Annotated in this window: 9 protein-coding genes; 7 read left to right on the top strand and 2 right to left on the bottom strand. The window is 45.8% G+C overall.

Annotated elements, in window-relative coordinates; translation table 11 throughout:
- The first annotated feature begins 32 nt into the window (after positions 1 to 32).
- Positions 33 to 4394 carry an amino acid adenylation domain-containing protein gene (locus QUB08_RS17235; RefSeq protein WP_333225853.1) on the top strand — a complete coding sequence of 1454 codons (4362 nt, stop codon included), beginning with the start codon at positions 33 to 35 and terminating at the stop codon, positions 4392 to 4394.
- Between the two features lie 59 nt (positions 4395 to 4453).
- Positions 4454 to 5845, top strand: coding sequence for an aspartate aminotransferase family protein (locus QUB08_RS17230; protein ID WP_333225852.1), 1392 nt, complete (start codon positions 4454 to 4456; stop codon positions 5843 to 5845).
- 60 nt (positions 5846 to 5905) lie between these two features.
- Here QUB08_RS17230 and QUB08_RS17225 read toward each other — a convergent pair whose 3' ends face one another.
- Positions 5906 to 6136 carry a hypothetical protein gene (locus QUB08_RS17225; RefSeq protein ID WP_333225851.1) on the bottom strand — a complete coding sequence of 77 codons (231 nt, stop codon included), beginning with the start codon at positions 6134 to 6136 and terminating at the stop codon, positions 5906 to 5908.
- A gap of 154 nt (positions 6137 to 6290) precedes the next feature.
- Positions 6291 to 6518 (bottom strand): hypothetical protein, encoded by a 228-nt coding sequence (locus QUB08_RS17220; protein ID WP_333225850.1) that lies wholly within the window; start codon positions 6516 to 6518, stop codon positions 6291 to 6293.
- 270 nt (positions 6519 to 6788) lie between these two features.
- Here QUB08_RS17220 and QUB08_RS17215 point away from each other — a divergent pair, with 270 nt between their 5' ends.
- The 5 genes from QUB08_RS17215 to QUB08_RS17195 all read left to right on the top strand — a co-directional run bounded on the left by QUB08_RS17215 (position 6789) and on the right by QUB08_RS17195 (position 19049).
- On the top strand, positions 6789 to 12281 hold the full coding sequence (locus QUB08_RS17215; protein WP_333225849.1) for an AAA family ATPase: 5493 nt from the start codon (positions 6789 to 6791) through the stop codon (positions 12279 to 12281).
- A gap of 115 nt (positions 12282 to 12396) precedes the next feature.
- Positions 12397 to 14526, top strand: a complete 2130-nt coding sequence (locus QUB08_RS17210; RefSeq protein WP_333225848.1) for a phosphodiester glycosidase family protein — start codon at positions 12397 to 12399, stop codon at positions 14524 to 14526.
- A 210-nt stretch (positions 14527 to 14736) separates the two neighbouring features.
- Entirely contained in the window at positions 14737 to 16005 is a 1269-nt protein-coding gene (locus QUB08_RS17205) for a serine/threonine-protein kinase (protein ID WP_333225847.1), read from the top strand.
- 735 nt (positions 16006 to 16740) lie between these two features.
- Complete coding sequence (locus QUB08_RS17200) at positions 16741 to 17142, top strand: endonuclease domain-containing protein (RefSeq protein WP_333225846.1); 402 nt, start codon at positions 16741 to 16743, stop codon at positions 17140 to 17142.
- A 545-nt stretch (positions 17143 to 17687) separates the two neighbouring features.
- On the top strand, positions 17688 to 19049 hold the full coding sequence (locus tag QUB08_RS17195) for a protein kinase domain-containing protein (protein WP_333225845.1): 1362 nt from the start codon (positions 17688 to 17690) through the stop codon (positions 19047 to 19049).
- The last annotated feature ends 171 nt before the right edge of the window (positions 19050 to 19220 follow it).

Below are 19220 nucleotides of genomic sequence, written 5' to 3'. Positions count from 1 at the left end.
AGAATAAAGTAGTGCTTTGAGCAAGAGGAACAATGCAAACAATTAATGGATTTCGGCTTTCACCCCAGCAAAAATATCTGTGGCTGTTGCAGCAAGACAGCCCTGCTTATCGCGTTCAATCTGCTATTTCGATCGAGGGAATTCTTCAAACTGATAACCTAAAGAAAGCTTTAGAAAAAGTTAGCTATCGCCACGAAATTATCCGCACAAGCTTTCAGCGAAAGGCCGGGCTAAAAATTCCTATACAAGTTATTTCCGAACCTAGCTCTGTTTCGTGGAACTGGGTTAACTTGAGTGAAGTGACTCCCCAGGAACAAGAAGCCAAACTTGAAGAGATTTTTCAGCAAGAAAAGAGCGCTTTATTCAACTTAGATCGCAATCCTGTTTGGCACTTGTCTTTAATTACACTTTCATCTGAGAGGCATATTTTACTGGTCAGTTTGCCCGCACTGTGCGCCGATAGTCGCACACTAAAAAATCTGGTTCAAGAAATCAGCCAGTGCTATACCGCCTGCCTTCACGGCGAAGAAATTACCGATGAAGTTGTGCAATACATTCAATTTTCCGAATGGCAAAATGAATTGCTCGAAGATGAGGAAGCGGCGGAGGGCCAAGAATACTGGAGTGGGCATAATTTTTCAGCGCTAGCGAGTTTAAGGTTGCCGTTTGAAAATAGATTAATTAACGCGCCAGCTCAATTTACTCCCCAAGCTTTTGAGGTCAAATTAGAGTTAGCTTTGCTGGTTCAAGTGGAAGCGATCGCCCGCCAGTACAACACCTCACTTTCTACATTCTTGCTCGCTTGCTGGAAAATTTTGCTCTGGCGGCTGATTGGTCAATCAGAGATCACTGTTGGCGTGGCATTCGACGGTCGAAAATACGAAGAACTAGAGCCAGCGCTTGGGCTGTTTGCCAAATTTTTACCGCTGTCGAGCCAACTAACAGAAAACTTTTCCTTCGCGGAAAGCTTGCAGCAAATTCAGCAGGAAGAACGCGAGGCATACAAGTATCAAGAATATTTCTCCCACGAATATCTAGGCAATTGTTCCGGCTTTCCATTTGGTTTCGAGTTTGAGGAACAGATCGAAAAGCATTCGGCTAGTGGCGTATTTTTTTCGATTTACAAGCAGTATGCGTGCTGCGATCGCTTCAAAGTTAAACTCTCTTGCCACCGCCAAAATGACTCGCTCGCGGCTGAGTTTCACTACGATCCTATCTTCCTTGCAGACAACAGTATCCGGTGCTTGGCAGAGCAATTTTACGCCTTGGTGCAAAGTGTAGCCAGTAACCCACAAACCGCGATCGGCCAGCTCGAAATGCTGAGCGATCGCGCCAGAAATCAATTATTAGTAGAATTCAACAGCACCAAAGCAGATTACCTGCTCGATAAGTGCGTTCACCAGCTATTTGAAGAACAAGCAGAGCGATCGCCCAACCGTATAGCTGCTGTTTGTGAAAATCAGCAAATTACCTACAGCGAACTCAACGCCCGCGCTAACCAAATCGCCCATTACTTGCAGCAATTAGGTGTCAAGCCAGAGGTGATTGTCGGCCTTTGCGCCGAAAGGGGGGCAGGCACGGGGGCACAGCCCCTACAGGCGATCGCGGGAATTCTAGGCATCCTCAAAGCAGGTGGCGCATACCTACCGCTCGACCCAGCCATGCCCAAAGAGCGCCTAGCATTGATGTTGCAAAATGCTCAGACTCCAGTGCTATTAACGCAACAGCATCTCATCAAAAATTTGCCGGAAACTCAAGCACATATCGTCTGCTTAGATACAGACATTCCCTCTTTTTCTCCTACTACTTTCGTCTCTGCTTCTGGTGAAAATTTAGCTTACATTATCTATACCTCCGGTTCCACCGGCACCCCCAAAGGAGTCGCCATTGAACACCGACAACTGCTCAATTACCTGCACGGAATTCAGGAAAAATTAAACCTGCCATCAGGTGCCAATTATGCCACCGTTTCTACCTTCGCCGCCGACTTGGGAAACACCGTTATTTTTCCGGCGTTGTGTTCGGGTGGATGCCTGCACATCATCTCTCAAGAACGCGCCACCGATTCACAAGCAATGGGCGCTTATTTTCAGCAACATTCTATCGATTGTCTGAAAATTGTTCCCTCTCACTTAAAAGCTTTGTTGAGCGCTTCTAACCCCGCGCATATCTTGCCGAAAAAGCGATTAATTCTCGGCGGTGAGCCTTTGATGTGGAATTTAATTGAAACAATTCAGAAATACAATCCCGACTGCTCAATATTCAACCATTACGGGCCGACAGAAACAACTGTAGGCGTGCTGACTTATCAGGTGAAAATGCAAGGCGATCGCATTTCCCAGACAGTTCCTTTAGGTCGCCCGCTACCCAACACGCAGATTTATTTGCTCGATTCGCACTTGCAGCCGGTTCCTGTAGGGGTAGCCGGTGAATTATATATTGCTGGGGCGGGATTGGCTCGCGGCTATCTAAACCAACCAGAACTCACAGCAGAAAAATTCATTTGCAAGTCATTGACTCAGGAACCGGAAGCTCGACTTTACAAAACTGGCGATTTGGCTCGCTATTTGCCAGACGGAAATATCGAGTTTATCGATCGCGTCGATCGCCAAGTAAAGCTGCGAGGTTTCCGCATTGAATTAGGGGAAATTGAGGCGGGGCTGTCTCATCATCCCTCTGTACGCGAGGCAGCCGTTTTACTTCAAGAAAATGAACCGGGAAATCAGCGTTTAGTCGCCTATATTGTTTCTCACTCAAAACCCAGCATTCAGGACTCACAACTAATTGAAAGCCTGCGTTCATTCCTCAAAGAAAAGCTGCCCGAATACATGATACCTTCTGCTTTTGTGGTTCTGAAAGCGCTGCCACTGACTCCCAATGGCAAAATAGACCGTCAAGCGCTTCCTGCACCGTCCATAGCCGCCAATTTTACAGATACGTTTGTAGGCCCTCGCACTCCCGGTGAGGAGATTATTGCCGGAATTTGGAGCCAGCTTCTCAACCTTAAAAAGGTAGGAATTCACGACAATTTCTTTGACTTGGGGGGACACTCATTACTGATTACTCAGTTGTTAGCTAAAGTGCGAGAATGTTTTCAGGTGGAATTACCTTTGCGTGTTTTGTTTGAAGCTCCTACTGTAGCTGGTTTAGCTGAAAAGATCGAAATCCAACAAGGGGGCAACACAGCGGGCGATCGCCCCTCGAATTTCGATATTAATGCTGAAGCTATCCTAGACCCAGCCATCCGTCCTGAAACTGCAATTTTTGAGCCGACGGCTGAACCCACTCGCATCTTATTAACGGGAGCAACAGGCTTTCTGGGAGCCTTTTTACTCCGGGAATTGCTGCTGCAAACTCAAGCAGAAATTTATTGCTTGGTACGCTCGGATGATGCTGCATCAGCCAAAAAGCGTATCCAAAGTAGCCTCGAATATTATTCAATTTGGGACGAGCATCTTAGCTACCGAATTATCCCGATTGTAGGGGATTTAGCTCAGCCACTTTTGGGGATTTCAGAGGATAATTTTCGAGAAATGGCAAGCCAAATTGATGTCATTTATCACAATGGCGCGTTTGTCAAGTTCACTTATCCCTATTCGGTTCTCAAGCTTTCTAATGTTCTGGGAACTCAAGAGATTCTGCGATTTGCGAGTCAAATTAAGGTCAAACCCGTGCATTTTGTTTCTACTATATCTGTTTTCTCTTCAGCGGGGGAATCTAGTGTGAAGGTTGTGGGAGAGCAAGACGAACTAACGCCGGGAGAATTTCTCAAAGGCGCTTACCCGCAGAGTAAATGGGTAGCAGAAAAGTTAATTGAAATCGGGCGCGATCGCAAAATTCCTATCAGCATTTACCGACCAGGACGGATTTCAGGACACAGCCAAACGGGTGCTTGCAATTCCAGTGATTCACTGTACCGATTGCTTGCCGGTTGCGTGCAATTAGGATGCGTGCCCGATGCTGATAAGTTGATGAATGTAGCGCCAGTGGACTATGTGAGCCGCGCGATCATTCATCTTTCGAGGCAACAAGAATCGATCGGGAAAAATTTTCACTTAGTTAACCCTCATTCTTTTTACCTAAGTGAACTGGTGGCCTGGATTGGCTCAATGGGTTATCCAATCAAACGAGTTTCTTCTGAGACTTGGCAAGCAGAAATAATCAATCGCGCTGGATATTCTCCCGAAAATGCGCTGTATCCGCTTGTCGGTCTTTTCTCCGAAAAAGTTTCGGAAGCAGAAATGCCTAAATCTGCCACGCTGCAATTCGATTGCCAAAATACGCTAGATGGACTTGCTACCACTGACATCACCTGTCCGCAAGCGGATGCGAACCTGTTTCGCACTTACTTTTCCTATCTCGCCGATTGTGGCTTGATAGGTAGCCGCAATTAAAACCTGTAAGGGCGCAAAGCATTGCGCCCCTACCTGGCTCACTTTCTGGAGAATTCAAAATGAACGAACAATTGCAGCAAAGACACATGAAAGCGCTGATAGAGCGCTACACCGATCGCACAAAGACCTCTAAGAATTTCGCGCAAAAATACCGTCCGGTTCTCGCTGACAATCGGGCTTCTGATGGGTTTCGCCTTCCCGTCAAGGAGATGTTTTATCCCATTGTCGCCTCGCGATCGCTTGGCTCTAAAATGTGGGATGTTGATGGCAACGAATACATCGATATCACAATGGGATTTGGCATCAATCTTTTCGGCCATAATCCGCCCTTTATTAAAGAAGCCCTATTACAGCAACTCGATCGCGGTGTACAAATTGGTGCTCAAGAAGAACTTGCCGGAGAAGTTGCGGAATTAATCTGCGAACTAACGGGAATGGAGCGCGTCGCTTTTTCTAATACCGGCACTGAAGCGGTGATGGCAGCTCTACGATTAGCTAGAGCGGCAACTAAACGCAATAAAATTGCTTTATTTTCTGGTTCTTATCACGGTCATTTTGACGGAACTCTCGCAGTTGTAAAAAAGATAAATGGCGATTTATGCACCATTCCAAAAGCGCCAGGAATTCTCGCTAATTTTATTGAAGATGTTTTAGTTTTGGATTACGGAAGCCCTCATGCCCTGGAAATTATCAAAGCTCATCAGCACGAATTAGCGGCGGTTCTCGTGGAGCCGGTGCAAAGCCGCCGTCTCGATTTGCAACCTAAAGAATTTCTCCACCAACTCAGACAATTAACAAAAGAATCAGAAATTGCGCTGATTTTTGATGAAATGGTCACTGGTTTCCGAATTCATCAAGGTGGCGCGCAGGCGTGGTTTGGCATTGAGGCAGATATTGCAACTTACGGTAAAATTGTCGGGGGCGGTATGCCCATTGGAATTATCGCTGGAAAAGCTGCTTATATGGATAAAATTGACGGCGGTTTGTGGAACTACGGCGATGATTCCTACCCCCAGGTAAAAACAACAATTTTTGCCGGCACTTTTTGCAAGCACCCACTTGCTCTGGCCGCTGCGCGTTCCGTGCTGCGCTATCTTAAAAGTCAAGGCCCAGCCCTTCAGCAGCAGTTGAATCAGCGAACTTCGCAGCTAGTTGAAACCCTGAATGCTTATTTCAAAGAAAATGAAGTCTCTGTCTGGCTTGTAAATTTCGGCTCGCAATTTCGCGCTGTTGCCTCGGTTGAGATAGATCCGCTACTTTTTCACTTACTCGAAAAGCGTATTTTCATATCTGAAGGTCGTAGCTGCTTTCTCTCCACCGCTCACACTAATGAAGACATCGATCGCATTATTCAGGCGGTTAAAGAGAGTATTCAAGAAATGCGCGAAGGAGGCTTTTTCCCGGTTTCTTTTCACCCCCAAGCAGAAGTTTTTTCAATCGCCAGCAAGTAAAACCCGCTAGTAAATTATTAAAGGGTTACACAGCACGCGATCGCACCCATTACTTACTATTCAGACTGCGAGCCTTTGGCTTGGTTCTACAACGAAGTTTGGGGCGAAGAACTTAGCAAGCTGGCACTTCACCTTCTGGAACAATTGCTGCTGGCATATCTTTGCCGCTTGCGATCGCAAAGCTTCAAAAAAGCCGACCCAAGCTGAAACGGAACTTCCCCGCTTTTGGGGGCGTTCGGGAGGCTGTATTTCTTCAGAGGGCGACAACGAGGCTAAAGTGCTTGCCCGCATTCGCTTTATGGCTCTCAAGCCCTTCTGATAAAATGACTTTTTATTGCGAACTAAACTCTGTATGGACTCTACCCACTCCTGACAAGAGTCAACAGCGATTAGCCAATTGTTATCATACAAACCAACCCAAAAGTTGCTAGATCTTCTTCTAGTTTTACCTATCTCTTGAATCCGACCAACATATTTCTTTTGTCCCTGAAAATTGGTTTTTTTTCCCTGTAACCAGGCTCCAGTCATAGCTAAAGCAATTAAAATCATGGTTGGCAATCAAGTGATCGGGTAATCCTTGACAACCCTCCAGATTATATCCTCCTGTTTTACAGTCTTTAAACATTGCTTCGATGCCGTAACGTTGACCGTAAACTCCGAGATCGCTTTTCAAATCTGGGTTCTTCGTTACTTACTATGCTAAATCAATAGTTAAAGCAGTAAAATCAATTGAACAAATATGTCAAAATGCCAATCAAGTCCTTGTCAGGCTTGACATTTAAGCTATAGCCTTTATCGGTAACATGAGGTGCTCATAGGGCATAGGGCATAGGGCATAAGGCATAGGGCATAGGACTCGCCCCCATACCTCACAACGCTTGAGAAGCGCTATATTAACTCTAAAAAGCTTCTGGCTTGACAGAAACAGTAGGAATAGGTAGGTATGGCTAGCATAACAAATATTTTTCGAGGATATGAGGTTAACGAGCAAATATACGCAGGTAATCGAACTCTAGTATATCGTGGCCGTCGGTCTTCCGATCGGCAGCCCGTAGTGATCAAACTGCTGCGAAATGACTTTCCCCGCTTCCACGAACTGGTTCACTTCCGCAATCAGTTTGTCATTACTAAAAACTTAGAGATCCCCGGCACTGTCAAGGCATACAGCCTGGAGACTTACCAGAACCACTATGCTCTAGTGATGGAAGACTTTGGCGGAATTTCCTTAAGTAGCTACCTCGCTAGTCTGGTGTTCGCCAGCAAGGAACCTCTGGAAGGGTTGCCCATTAACGAGTTTCTTCCCATTGCCATTCAAATTGCCAACTCGCTCGATGGACTTTATCGCCACCACATCATCCATAAGGATCTCAAACCCGCCAACATTCTAATTAACCCTGTCAGCAAACAAGTTAAGCTGATTGACTTCAGCATCGCTTCCCTGTTGCCGCGCCAAACCCAAGAAATTCAAAATCCCAACCTCCTCGAAGGCACTTTACCTTACATATCTCCCGAACAAACTGGGCGAATGAACAGAGGCATTGATTACCGCACAGATTTCTACTCTCTGGGAGTTACATTCTACGAACTGCTGACGAGACAGTTGCCTTTCCAAAGCGAAGATCCGATAGAGTTAGTACACTGTCACCTTGCCAAGCAGCCTATCTCAGTTCATCACCTCAACAATAAAGTTCCATTGGTGCTATCTGAAATTGTTAGCAAACTGATGGCGAAGAATGCTGAAGATAGGTATCAAAGTGCTCTAGGACTCAAGTTTGATTTGGAAACTTGTTTATTCCAGTGGCAAGAGACAGGAGCGCTGACTAACTTTAAAATAGGGGAGCGAGATTTGTGCGATCGCTTCAGCATTCCAGAAAAATTATATGGTAGAGAGATCGAAGTATTCTCCCTACTGACAGCCTTCGATCGCGTGAGTGCAGGAAGCGCCGAAATGATTCTGGTGGCTGGCTTTTCAGGCATTGGCAAAACCGCCGTCGTCAACGAAGTTCACAAACCGATTGTTGCAGCTAGAGGCTACTTCATTAAAGGTAAATTCGACCAATTTGGGCGCAGCCAACCCTTCTCAGCTTTTGTACAAGCTTTTCGCGATTTAATGAAGCAATTGCTGAGCGAAACAGATGCTAAAGTTGAAGAGTGGAAGACTCAAATCCTGGTAGCATTGGGCGAGAATGCTCAGGTAATTGTTGAGGTAATTCCTGAACTAGAACGGATTATCGGAGAGCAACCACCCGCGCCAGAACTTTCGGGCAGTGCTGCCCAAAATCGCTTCAATCGCTTATTAGAGAAGTTCATTAAACTCTTCACAACCAAAGAACATCCCCTCGTCATTTTCTTAGATGACTTGCAATGGGCAGACTCAGCCTCATTAAAGTTGATTCAACTTTTGACGAGCGATCGCGATCGGCGGTATCTCTTGTTAATTGGAGCGTATCGAGATAACGAAGTCAGTCCCGTACACCCTTTGGTGCTGACATTATCCGACATTCAACAAACCGGAGCCACTGTCAACACCATTACCCTCGCGCCGCTCGATCGCTCGGAGTTGAATTGTCTGATTGCCGATACCTTAGCTTGTTCTACAACATTGGCTCTGCCCTTAACAGAACTGGTCGATCAAAAAACCCAAGGCAATCCATTTTTCAGCACGCAATTTCTCAAATCTTTGCATGAAGATGGGCTAATTATCTTTAATTTTGAGGAGCGGTATTGGCAGTGCGATATCGCGACAGTGCGAACCTTAGCCCTGACCGATGATGTTGTCGAGTTCATGGCGATTCAATTGCAAAAGTTGCCAATCCAGACGCAAGAAGTTTTAAAGTTAGCTGCCTGTATTGGCAACGAATTCGATATAGCAACGCTGGCGGTAGTGTGTGAAAAATATTCTTCAGATACGGCAGCCAACTTGTGGCCAGCTTTGCAAGCAGGGTTGATTCTCCCACTGACTGAAGTTTATAAGTTTTTTACTTCAGACGAGTTTGAATTCAGAAATCAGGATTTAGAAGGAGAAAGCAATACTTCTGACTCGTGGTTCCAGACTCCCGACTCCTGTTATTACAAATTTCTGCACGATCGCGTACAGCAAGCAGCTTACGTTTTGATTCCCGAATCCCAGAAACAATCCACTCACCTCAATATTGGTCAACTTTTGTTGATTAATACTCCAACAACAGAAAGAGAAGAGAAAATTTTTAATATAGTCAACCAGTTGAATTATGGTGTTGATTTAATTACCGAGCCAACAGAGCGTTACCAACTGGCTGAGTTGAATTTAATCGCTGGACGCAAGGCGAAGAGTTCTACTGCTTATGCTGCGGCACGCAAATATTTAAGTTTTGGCAGGCAAATCCTAGCTTCCGATAGTTGGCATACTCACTATGAAACAGCTCTCGAACTGCACGTATTAGGGGCAGAAACTGCATACCTGAGCTATGATTTTCAGGACATGGAGGAATTAGCAGCTTTAGTCCTCCACAATGCCAGAACGCTGCTGGATAAGGTGAAAGTTTATGAAATCGAGCTTTCTGCTTGTACGGCGCAAGTCAAACCTAAACAAGCCGTTGAAATGGGGTTAGCAGTTCTCAAACTCTTGGGAATCTGCTTTCCAGAAAATCCAACTCCGGCAGATATTCAGCAGGGACTAGAACAAACCGCGTCACTTTTTGCGGGTAAAAAAATTGCGGAATTTATTGATTTGCCAGAAATGGAAAATCTCCAAAAACAAGCAGCATTGCGAATTTTATCAGGTTTAGTTTCTCCTGCCTACATCACGGCTCCACTTCTCCTGCCACTGGTTATTGTCGAAATGGTTAATTTGTCGGTTAGTTATGGGAATGCTCCCTTATCTGCTTTTGCTTACGGCTTGTATGGATTGGTATTAAGCGGGGTACTTCAAGACATTGAAACAGGGTTTGAATTTGGAAAATTAGCGTTAAATATTGTTGATTTATTTAATGCTAATTATCTCAAAACTAAAGTATATTATACAGTCGGCGTTCACATCATACATGGTAAACATCATGTTAAAGAAACCATCCCTCTTTTAAAAGAGGGTTACGCCAGAGGACTGGAAACAGGAGAGCTAGAATTAGGATATTCTGCCAAAGAAATCTCTCAATATTCATATTTAATCGGTCGGGAAATTGCGGGACTCGAACAGGAGGTGGCGACTTACTGCAATGCGCTGGTTCAATTTAAACAAGAAGCAGCGTTAAATTATACTAAAATCGTTCATCAGGCTTTATTAAATCTGCTGGGGCGATCGGAAAATCCCTGTCAATTTGTGGGAGATGCCTACAATGAAGAAACAATGCTCCCATTTCACATCCAAGCAAACGATCGCAACGGACTCCACTATTTTTACTTCCATAAATTGCTTGTGTGTTACCTGTTTGGAGAAACCGAGCAAGCTTTAGAAAATGCTCGGCAAGCCGAACAGTATTTAGACGCGGTGACGGGTATGCTCAATGTGCCGATGTTCTATTTTTATGACTCTCTAGCACGGCTGGGAGTTTGTACCGAGGTGGGTTCATCGGAAGAGAAACAAGAACATCTGCAAAAAGTGAAAAGCAACCAGGAAACCCTTCATAAATGGGCACATCACGCCCCCATGAATTTCTCGCACAAATGTTATCTAGTGGAAGCCGAACTGTTCCGAGTGCTGGGTGAATATGTGCAGGCGATGCAGAGTTACGATCGCGCCATTTTTCTTGCTAAAGAAAACGATTATCTCAACGAAGAAGCTCTGGCGAATGAATTGGCTGCTAAATTCTACCTGGCATGGGGGAAAGAAAAAGTTGCCCAGGTATATCTAATAGATGCTTACTATGCTTATGCTCGTTGGGGAGCGAAAGCAAAAATCGACGATCTAGAACAACGCTATCCCGAAATTCTGGCTCCTATCTTCAAACAGGAAAATGCTCGTTCATTCGAGGCAGGTAGTACCTCCAAGGAGACTTCCTTGATTTCTAGTCATCGCCAAACAATTGCTGGAAGTACGAGTACCACAGTAATAGATTTACCAACTGTTATCAAAGCTTATCAAGCTTTGTCTAGCGAAATTAAGCTGGAACAATTGCTCACTACCCTGATGCAAGTAGCGATTCAGAATGCAGGCGCTCAAACAGGAGTATTGATTTTGAAAGAAGAGGACAACTGGAAAATCGCCGTCCACTGTAGCGATAGCCAAGGCTGTATTCTGCAAGAAACTATTGGTATCGAGGAGAGCCAATCTATTCCCCAGACTGTGATTAATTACGTCAAACGCACCCATAAAACCCTAGTTTTCGATGATGTCAAGACTGAATTAATATTTACTTCTGACCCCTATATCAAGCAGCACCAACCTAAGAGCATTCTATGTACTCCGATTATCCATCAAGGCAAAATGATGGCAATTCTGTATTTGGAAAATAATCTGACGACAGGGGCATTCACTGGCGATCGCGTCGCCCTCCTCAATATCCTCTGCTCCCAAGCTGCCATCTCGCTGGAAAACGCCCGCTTATATCAGCAATCTCAAGAGCTTTATCAACAATCTCAAAATTATTCCCAAAAACTAGAGCAGTCTATCCAGGATCTCAAACAGATGCAACTGCAATTGGTGCAGGGTGAGAAAATGTCGGCTCTGGGAAATTTAGTCGCAGGGGTAGCCCACGAAATTAACAATCCCGTAGGCTTTATCGCCGGCAACTTGCAACCGGCTATAGAATACGTGGGGGATTTATTCAACTTGATTGATTTGTATCAAGAAAAATTTCCCAATCCGGGAGTGGAAATTGAAGCAGAAATTGAGGATATGGACTTGGAGTATTTGCGAGAAGATTTGCCGAAATTGATTGGCTCGATGAAGGAAGGAGTCGAGCGCATTCGCAATATCAGTACGAGTTTGAGAACGTTTTCGAGGGCTGATAGCGATCGACCAGTTTCTTTCAATATTCACGATGGACTCGAAAGCACTCTGCTAATTCTCAAGCACCGTTTAAAAGCCAGCGAGTTCCGCCCTGCCATTGAAGTTGTGAAAGACTATGGTAACTTACCCCTCGTAAAATGCTTTCCCGGCCAGTTAAACCAGGTATTTATGAATGTGCTGGCTAATGCCATTGACGCTCTGGAGGAGTCAAATAAGGGGCGGAGTTTTAGTGAAATTAAGGCCCTACCTAATCGAATCACGATTCAAACTGCTTTGAGCGAAGACAACAATCAGGTTTTGATTCGCATTAAGGATAATGGAGTGGGGATGTCAGCCGAAGTCAAGGAAAACATCTTTAACCACTTATTTACAACCAAGCCTGTGGGTCAAGGCACCGGATTAGGATTGTCGATCGCCCATCAAATTGTTGTGGAAAAACATGGAGGTACGTTACTCGTGAATTCTTCTTTGGGGCAGGGTTCGGAGTTTGTGATTTCTATTCCGGCGTGAGCAGTTTGTAGTAGGGCTTGAGGGCAATTAGTGCCGTTGAGTAAGAATAAAGATAGGGAGATTCCGGGTTTCTAGATACCCATGTGTTTAGAAGTGAAATTGTGAGTTGTAAGCTGTGAAACGTAATTTTTTCTATTGGCGTCTAATATTGTCAGTCTCGATTTTACCCGTACTGGCGATCGCCCCGTCTTTAGTGGGGACTCAACCCGCAAGAGCACAACAGGGTGAGAAGGCTGGGCTAATTCATGGTTGGAGAGCCCGCCAGGGAATGAATTCCCTGGCTGATAGCGAAAGTCGGTTAAAACCGACTGAAATATTGACATATAGTCCTCTTGAGAGGACTTCAGCTATGAGACAGGGAATTCCTTCCCTGTCGGAATATAGGTTTTTGGCTCAATCTGTACCGCCCTCTTCGATAATTAGACAAGGCAGCCAAGTTTCTCTAAACGGCCGCATTCTCCCCCTAAGTTGGACTCAGCAGCCGGCAAACAGCACTTCTGCGAATTTCCGAACTTGGATTGCTGACGTTGGATTGATGCAAAGTGCGGGAGTGGATTTGCTTAGCAGCGCCGACAGTGCCAAACAACCGGTGCAGTGGTTTTCGGTATCTTTAACCGGCGCTCAAAGTGTAGCAGCGCGGGCAACAGGCCCGTATCGTTACTTAGATGTTACCGATTTTGCTAGACTTGCGGGCTGGGAGATATCTGCTGATGGGAATATTCTAAAAATTACTTCTCCAACTGCAAGTGTTACCGGAATTCGGCAAGCAGAAATAGAATCGGGCGATCGCATTGTAGTAGATATCGATCGGCCCGCCCCTTGGCAAGTCAACTTTGTCAATAAACCCATCCCGTCGCCGACACCCACACCCAACCCCCCGGACGACCCCACAAAGCCCGCTATCCCACCGAGAACCCCCGCAGCGCCAAACCTCGAAACACCAGACGACCCGACCAAACCAGCCCTCCCGCTGCAAATAACGCCCGCAGCGCCGATCGCCGGTCAAGAATGGTCGATCGCGATCGATGCTAAAGTCGATCGCAATGCGGTCGATCGCACTTTCTCAACCAGCAAACAATTGCTATCACTAAAAGTCGAACCTGCTGGCGCTCAAACCAAAGTCAAAGTAACGATTCCTTTAGGTTGGCGGCCGCAAGTTTTTAGCCTGGGAAATCCCAATCGATTAGTTATCGACATTCGGCCAGATTCGTTAGTAGAAAAAAACATTGTTTGGGCGCCCGGTGTGCAGTGGCGGCAGCAGTATCAGAATTTAGGAACTGATCGTTTTCCAGTAGTTTGGTTAGAAGTTAATCCCCGTCAATCCGGTGTAAAAATTCGACCGCTTCTCAGCAATCCGCCTGTCGATCAAGGCACTGCGCCTTTATTGCAAACAGCAGAAGTGTCGGGTGCGGCTGCGGCGATTAATGCAGGTTTTTTCAATCGAATTAATCGCTTAGCTTTAGGGGCAATTCGGCGCGACAATAAATGGCTTTCCGGGCCGATATTGAACCGGGGGGCGATCGCGTGGAACGATCGGGGCGAATTTGCGATCGATCGTTTAACTTTGCAAGAAAGTGTGATCACTCCGGCAAATCAATTTTTGCCAGTTTCTCATCTCAATAGTGCCTACGTACAACCGGGAATCGCTCGCTACAATCCTGATTGGGGAACAACTTATACTCCGTTGTCTGGCAATGAAATAGTTGTGACAGTTGCGGGCGATAGAGTAGTCAGCCAATCCCCCGGAGGTGCGGTGGGAACAACAAGTTTTCCCATTCCAGCTAACGGTTATATTTTGGCTTTGCGTGCCGATTTGTTCCCTGCATCTGAACTCTCCATAGGCACTTTATTGCGTTTAGAAACTAACACTTTTCCTGCTGATTTCAACCGTTTTCCGTACATTCTCGGCGGCGGGCCGGTGTTGGTACAAAACAGTCAAGTTGTGTTGGATGCGAAGGCGGAAGGGTTTAGCGATGCCTATGTTAGACAGACAGCAATTAGAAGTGCGATCGGGCGAAATGCTGCGGGGAATTTGTTAATTGTAGCGGTGCACAATCGCGCGGGCGGGGCGGGGCCAAATTTCGCAGAACTGGCGCAGATATTGCAGCAAATGGGTGCTGTGGAGGCTTTAAATTTGGATGGGGGAAGTTCGACGAGTTTGTATTTGGGAGGTAGTTTGCTCGATCGACCTCCGTCAACTGCTGCGAGAGTTCATAATGCGATCGGTATTTTCATTCAACCATAAACCGTCACCTTAAATTGTAGGGTGCCCCGGCGTGCGTTATCTTCTCAAAAATCGAGAATCTCCGCACCGGGGCACCTTACAAACTCTTGTCCTCCCCTTATTAAGGGGCGCTAGGGGCGATCGAAAAGACTGTACAAGGAAGAAAAAACTCAACAAACTCCCCCCGTCTCAGCTATAATCAAAACCATCATCCCCTCCTCACCACCAACCATGAGGCACTGGTCCCCCGGACAACAACTCCACAACGGCAAATACATCATCGAAGAAATCCTCGGTGGTGGCGGATTCGGCGTTACCTACCGCGCCCAAAACCCCAAAGAAAATAAAACAGTCGCCATCAAAACCCTAAATGCAAACGTTCAAGGTAAGCCAAACTTTCGCGAATACCAAACCAAATTTGTCAACGAAGCTTTATCTTTAGCCCGGTGCAGCCATCCCCACGTTGTCCAAGTTTACGAAGTGTTTCCCGAAATGGTGGGAAATATCGAATTGTGGTGCATGGTGATGGAATTAATCGACGGAATTGACTTAGCTGAATATCTCGAAGATAACGGCATTTTGTCCGAAACAAAAGCTTTGCCAATTATTCAACAAGTGGGAAGTGCGCTGAGTTTTGTTCACCAGCAAGGATTTACTCACCTCGATGTTAAACCGCAAAATATTATGTTAAGAACCCCCCCCAGCCCCCCCTTGGTAAGGGGGGGAGTAAGAGAAAATCCCCTCTTCTCTTCTTCGCCCCTTAGTAAGGGGGGCGAAATTTCTTCTCCCCCCCTTAGTAAGGGGGGCCAGGGGGGTGCAGTTTTGATTGATTTTGGCTTAGCGCGACAGGTGACAGCACCGGGGAAATTGAGGACAAATAGCAATTCCGGGACTGAGTGTTACGCACCCATTGAATTATTAGAAAAACGCGCCGAACTTGGTGCTTATACTGATGTTTATTCCCTAGCAGCAACGCTTTATGTCATGTTGACTGGTGAGTTGCCGTTTCCGTCGCAATTCAGAAAGCAAAATATTCCTTTAACTCCGCCGAAGCAACACAATTCTAAGATAAGCGACAGGGTGAATGCGGCGATTGTGAAAGGGATGGAATTGGAACCGCAAAATCGCCCGCAGTCGGTGCAGAAATGGTTGGATTTGCTGATACCGAAACCAGTGGCTGCTGAGACTACGCGAGTGATTTCAGCCGTGGGGATGGATTATACAAATTTGCAGAATTTATTGGCGGCTAAAAAGTGGCGAGAAGCCGATGAGGAAACGGCGAGAGTTATGTTGAAGGTGGCGGGTAGAGAGAAAGAAGGAGGGCTGAATACAGAAAGTATTGATAATTTTCCCTGCGAGGACTTGCGTACCATTGACCAACTTTGGGTAAAATACAGCAATGGGCGCTTCGGCTTTAGCGTGCAGAAGCGCATTTATAAAAGTCTGGGGGGAACTAGGAGTATGATAGTGAGGTTTGGGAAAAGTTTGGCGATCGGGTAGGGTGGAGAAAAAATAACAAATGGCTGTACCACAAAGACCTCACTTTTTCATAGAAAGCGCCAGAAGCTCACCTCCCACTTCGGAGTGGATGGGTGGGGTGGCGGTTGGGGGTGGGGTGGGTGGTTCTCTTCTCTCGCGTGGAGACTTGTAGACTTTAACATCTAAGCGTTTCAGGATTTCATAAAGATTTATAACAAAGCCCAAAACCACGAAGCCAATCCTAGTCTAGGTTTCCGACGGGGTTGTCGGGACATAATGAGCAAATAATCAAAGTAAAATCAATCTCAGAAACCGGGTTTCTGCGATCATTTATGTATCATCACCCAGATTCAGGAAGAAACCCGGTTTCTGCCTCCCCACCAACAGCCTCCAAACTCCATAATTTAGAAACAAAATTTGTAGTTTGCATCAACAACAAAGACTAAGCAACCAACAATAAAACTCAAATAACTCTTACTCCCCCCCTTAGCAAGGGGGGGCTGGGGGGGGGTAAAAATCTAAACAACAAACGAACAAACTAAAAAAACGCTCTTACTCCCCCCCTTAGCAAGGGGGGGCTGGGGGGGGTAAAAATCTAAACAACAAACGAACAAACTAAAAAAACGCTCTTACTCCCCCCTTACCAAGGGGGGGCTGGGGGGTAAAAATCTAAACAACAAACGAACAAACTAAAAAAATGCTCTTACTCCCCCCCTTACCAAGGGGGGGCTGGGGGGGTAAAAATCCTATATAACAATGACAAAACTCTACAACAGAACCTCAGAAAAATTCAAGCGGCAGAAGCTTCGCAGAGAAATGACGGAAGCTGAAAAGGAACTATGGAAACGGATCAGAAACAGACAGCTTGAGAATTGTAAATTTCGCAGACAATACAGTGTAGCAGCATTTGCGATCGACTTTTATTCACCGGAAATCAAGTTAGCACTAGAAGTTGATGGTGACAGCCATTTTGTGGATGGCGCTGTAGAATATGATGCAGAAAGGCAAGAGTTTATTGAAGCGGCAAGGATTAATTTTTTGAGGTTTACTAATGAGGATGTTTATCATAATTTGGATGGGGTTTTAGAGGTTATTGTAGAGGGGATTAAATCGTTGAGAACATCGGGTGTTTTACCCCCCCCAGCCCCCCCTTGCTAAGGGGGGGAGTTAGAGTTAATTCCTTGCTAAGGGGGGGAGTTAGAGTTAATTCCTTGCTAAGGAGGGGAGTAAGAGTTAGGAGGGTAGATTAGATTCAATCGTTGAGAACATCGGGTGTTTTACCCCCCCCAGCCCCCCCTTGCTAAGGGGGGGAGTAAGAGCAGGGCAAACGCATCTAAATTGCCGGGAGAATAGTAGTAGTGTTTTGAGGAATAGCCACCGCTATCGGCAGTCAAATCTCTTTTCAATAAACTACAGCTATCGATAATAGTCGCAACAAGCACGGTAAAATTCCCGCTTGTTGACATGATGCGTTTGCCCTGGGAGTAAGAGTTAGCGCCTTGCTAAGGGGGGGAGTTAGAGTTAATTCCTTGCTAAGGGTGGGAGTAAGAGTTAGGAGGGTAGATTAGATTAAATCGTTTAAAACATCCACTCTTTTACCCCCCCCCAGCCCCCCCTTGCTAAGGGGGGGAGTAAGAGTTAGCCTCTTGTTAAGGGGGAGAGTAAGAGTTTCGATAGTCCAAAATCCCAAATACGAAATCGATATGAGCTCAAAAGTTAGCCTCACCATCACTTCCGGGAATCTCAAAGGCCGAGAATTTACCTTTGACACCCGCACAACTTGCATTATTGGCCGCGCCAAAGATTGCTATCCTAAGATTCCCGACGACGAAAAACACCGCACGATTTCTCGCTATCACTGCTTGCTGGATATCAATCCTCCCGATATCCGGGTGCGCGATTTCGGTAGCAAAAATGGCACTTTTGTTAACGGCGAAAAAATCGGTCAGCGAGAAGCTCATCAAACTCCCGAAGAAGCTGCTCAGATTCAATTCCCAGAATACGACTTGCAAGGGGGAGATGAATTTACACTCAGCGATACTTCTTTTCGAGTTGGCGTTGCCCTTGACCCGGAAATTGTCAAAACTCTCCAACACCAAACACCCCCTGTCATTCCCTCAAATCAAGCGAATATGTGGGAAATGCTGAAAGCTTTTCTGTTGAAAGCGGTGGCGAATGAAAGCAATATTGGAGTTCTCGGCGATTACGTTTTGCTCAAAGAATTGGGTAGGGGAGGTTTTAGTTTAGTTTATTTGGCGCGCCACAAAACAACTAACGAACAAGTTGCGCTGAAAGTGATGCTGCCAAAAGTAGCGGCAAATCAGCGGGCTGTTAATTGGTTTTTGCGGGAAGTTGAAAATATGAAAGTTTTAAAACATCCCAATGTGGTAGGATTAAAAGAGTTTGGTTATGCTGATGAAACTTTCTTTTTCACGATGGAATACTGCGACGGTGGCAGTGTTGTGGATTTGATGGAAAAACGCGGTTTCAGCACTTTGCCGATTGGTGAGGCTGTGGCTATTATTTTGCAAGTTTTAGATGGTTTGACTTACACCCATAATGCAGAAATTCCCAATGTCAGATTGGCTGATGGTAGTTTTGCAAAAGGACGGGGTTTGATTCACCGGGATTTGAAACCGGGGAATATTTTTCTGGCGAATGTGGGTGGGAAACAAGTTGCCAAAATTGGGGATTATGGGTTAGCAAAGGCTTTTGACCAAGCTGGATTGAGCGGCCAAACGATGACTGGTAATGTTGTGGGTACGCCGTATTTTATGCCGCGACAGCAAGTGATTGATTATAAGTACGCGCAACCGGATGTTGATGTTTGGGCGGCGGCGGCTTGTTTGTATGTGATGATAACGGGATATTCCCCGCGCAATTTGCAGGGTCAAGACCCGTTTTTGGCGGTGTTGCAAACTGATGCTGTGCGTGTTCGCGATCGCACTTCTGCGATTCCTCAACCGCTAGCCACCGTTATCGATCGCGCTTTAATTGACAATCCTGATATTTATTATAAAAGTGCAGCGGAATTTAAACAAGCCCTATTCAATAGTATATCATAATTGATTTCATATTGATACTGTAACTTTTTTATTGCAAGAGGTAGATTTAGATTTACAGTTGGGTGGGGGCGGGTTTATGAGATTATTGGTCTTAGGCTGAGATTTTGGGTAAAACCCGCCCCTACAGAATGTTGTTATCATTGTGGATTGGGCTCTCGCATTCGGAGCTAA

This window comes from Microcoleus sp. BR0-C5 (assembly GCF_036705045.1).
Lineage (GTDB): Bacteria > Cyanobacteriota > Cyanobacteriia > Cyanobacteriales > Microcoleaceae > Microcoleus.
Note: the sequence above shows the minus strand (reverse complement) of the source record. Positions and strands in the feature narration are given on the sequence as shown.

What these genes read in the sequence shown, in the direction of transcription:
- QUB08_RS17230 (WP_333225852.1), top strand. Translation starts at nt 4,454, where the DNA reads ATGAACGAACAATTGCAGCAAAGACACATGAAAGCGCTGATAGAGCGC.
- QUB08_RS17225 (WP_333225851.1), bottom strand. Translation starts at nt 6,136, where the DNA reads ATGCGGGCAAGCACTTTAGCCTCGTTGTCGCCCTCTGAAGAAATACAG.
- QUB08_RS17200 (WP_333225846.1), top strand. Translation starts at nt 16,741, where the DNA reads ATGACAAAACTCTACAACAGAACCTCAGAAAAATTCAAGCGGCAGAAG.
- QUB08_RS17215 (WP_333225849.1), top strand. Translation starts at nt 6,789, where the DNA reads ATGGCTAGCATAACAAATATTTTTCGAGGATATGAGGTTAACGAGCAA.
- QUB08_RS17235 (WP_333225853.1), top strand. Translation starts at nt 33, where the DNA reads ATGCAAACAATTAATGGATTTCGGCTTTCACCCCAGCAAAAATATCTG.
- QUB08_RS17195 (WP_333225845.1), top strand. Translation starts at nt 17,688, where the DNA reads ATGAGCTCAAAAGTTAGCCTCACCATCACTTCCGGGAATCTCAAAGGC.
- QUB08_RS17205 (WP_333225847.1), top strand. Translation starts at nt 14,737, where the DNA reads ATGAGGCACTGGTCCCCCGGACAACAACTCCACAACGGCAAATACATC.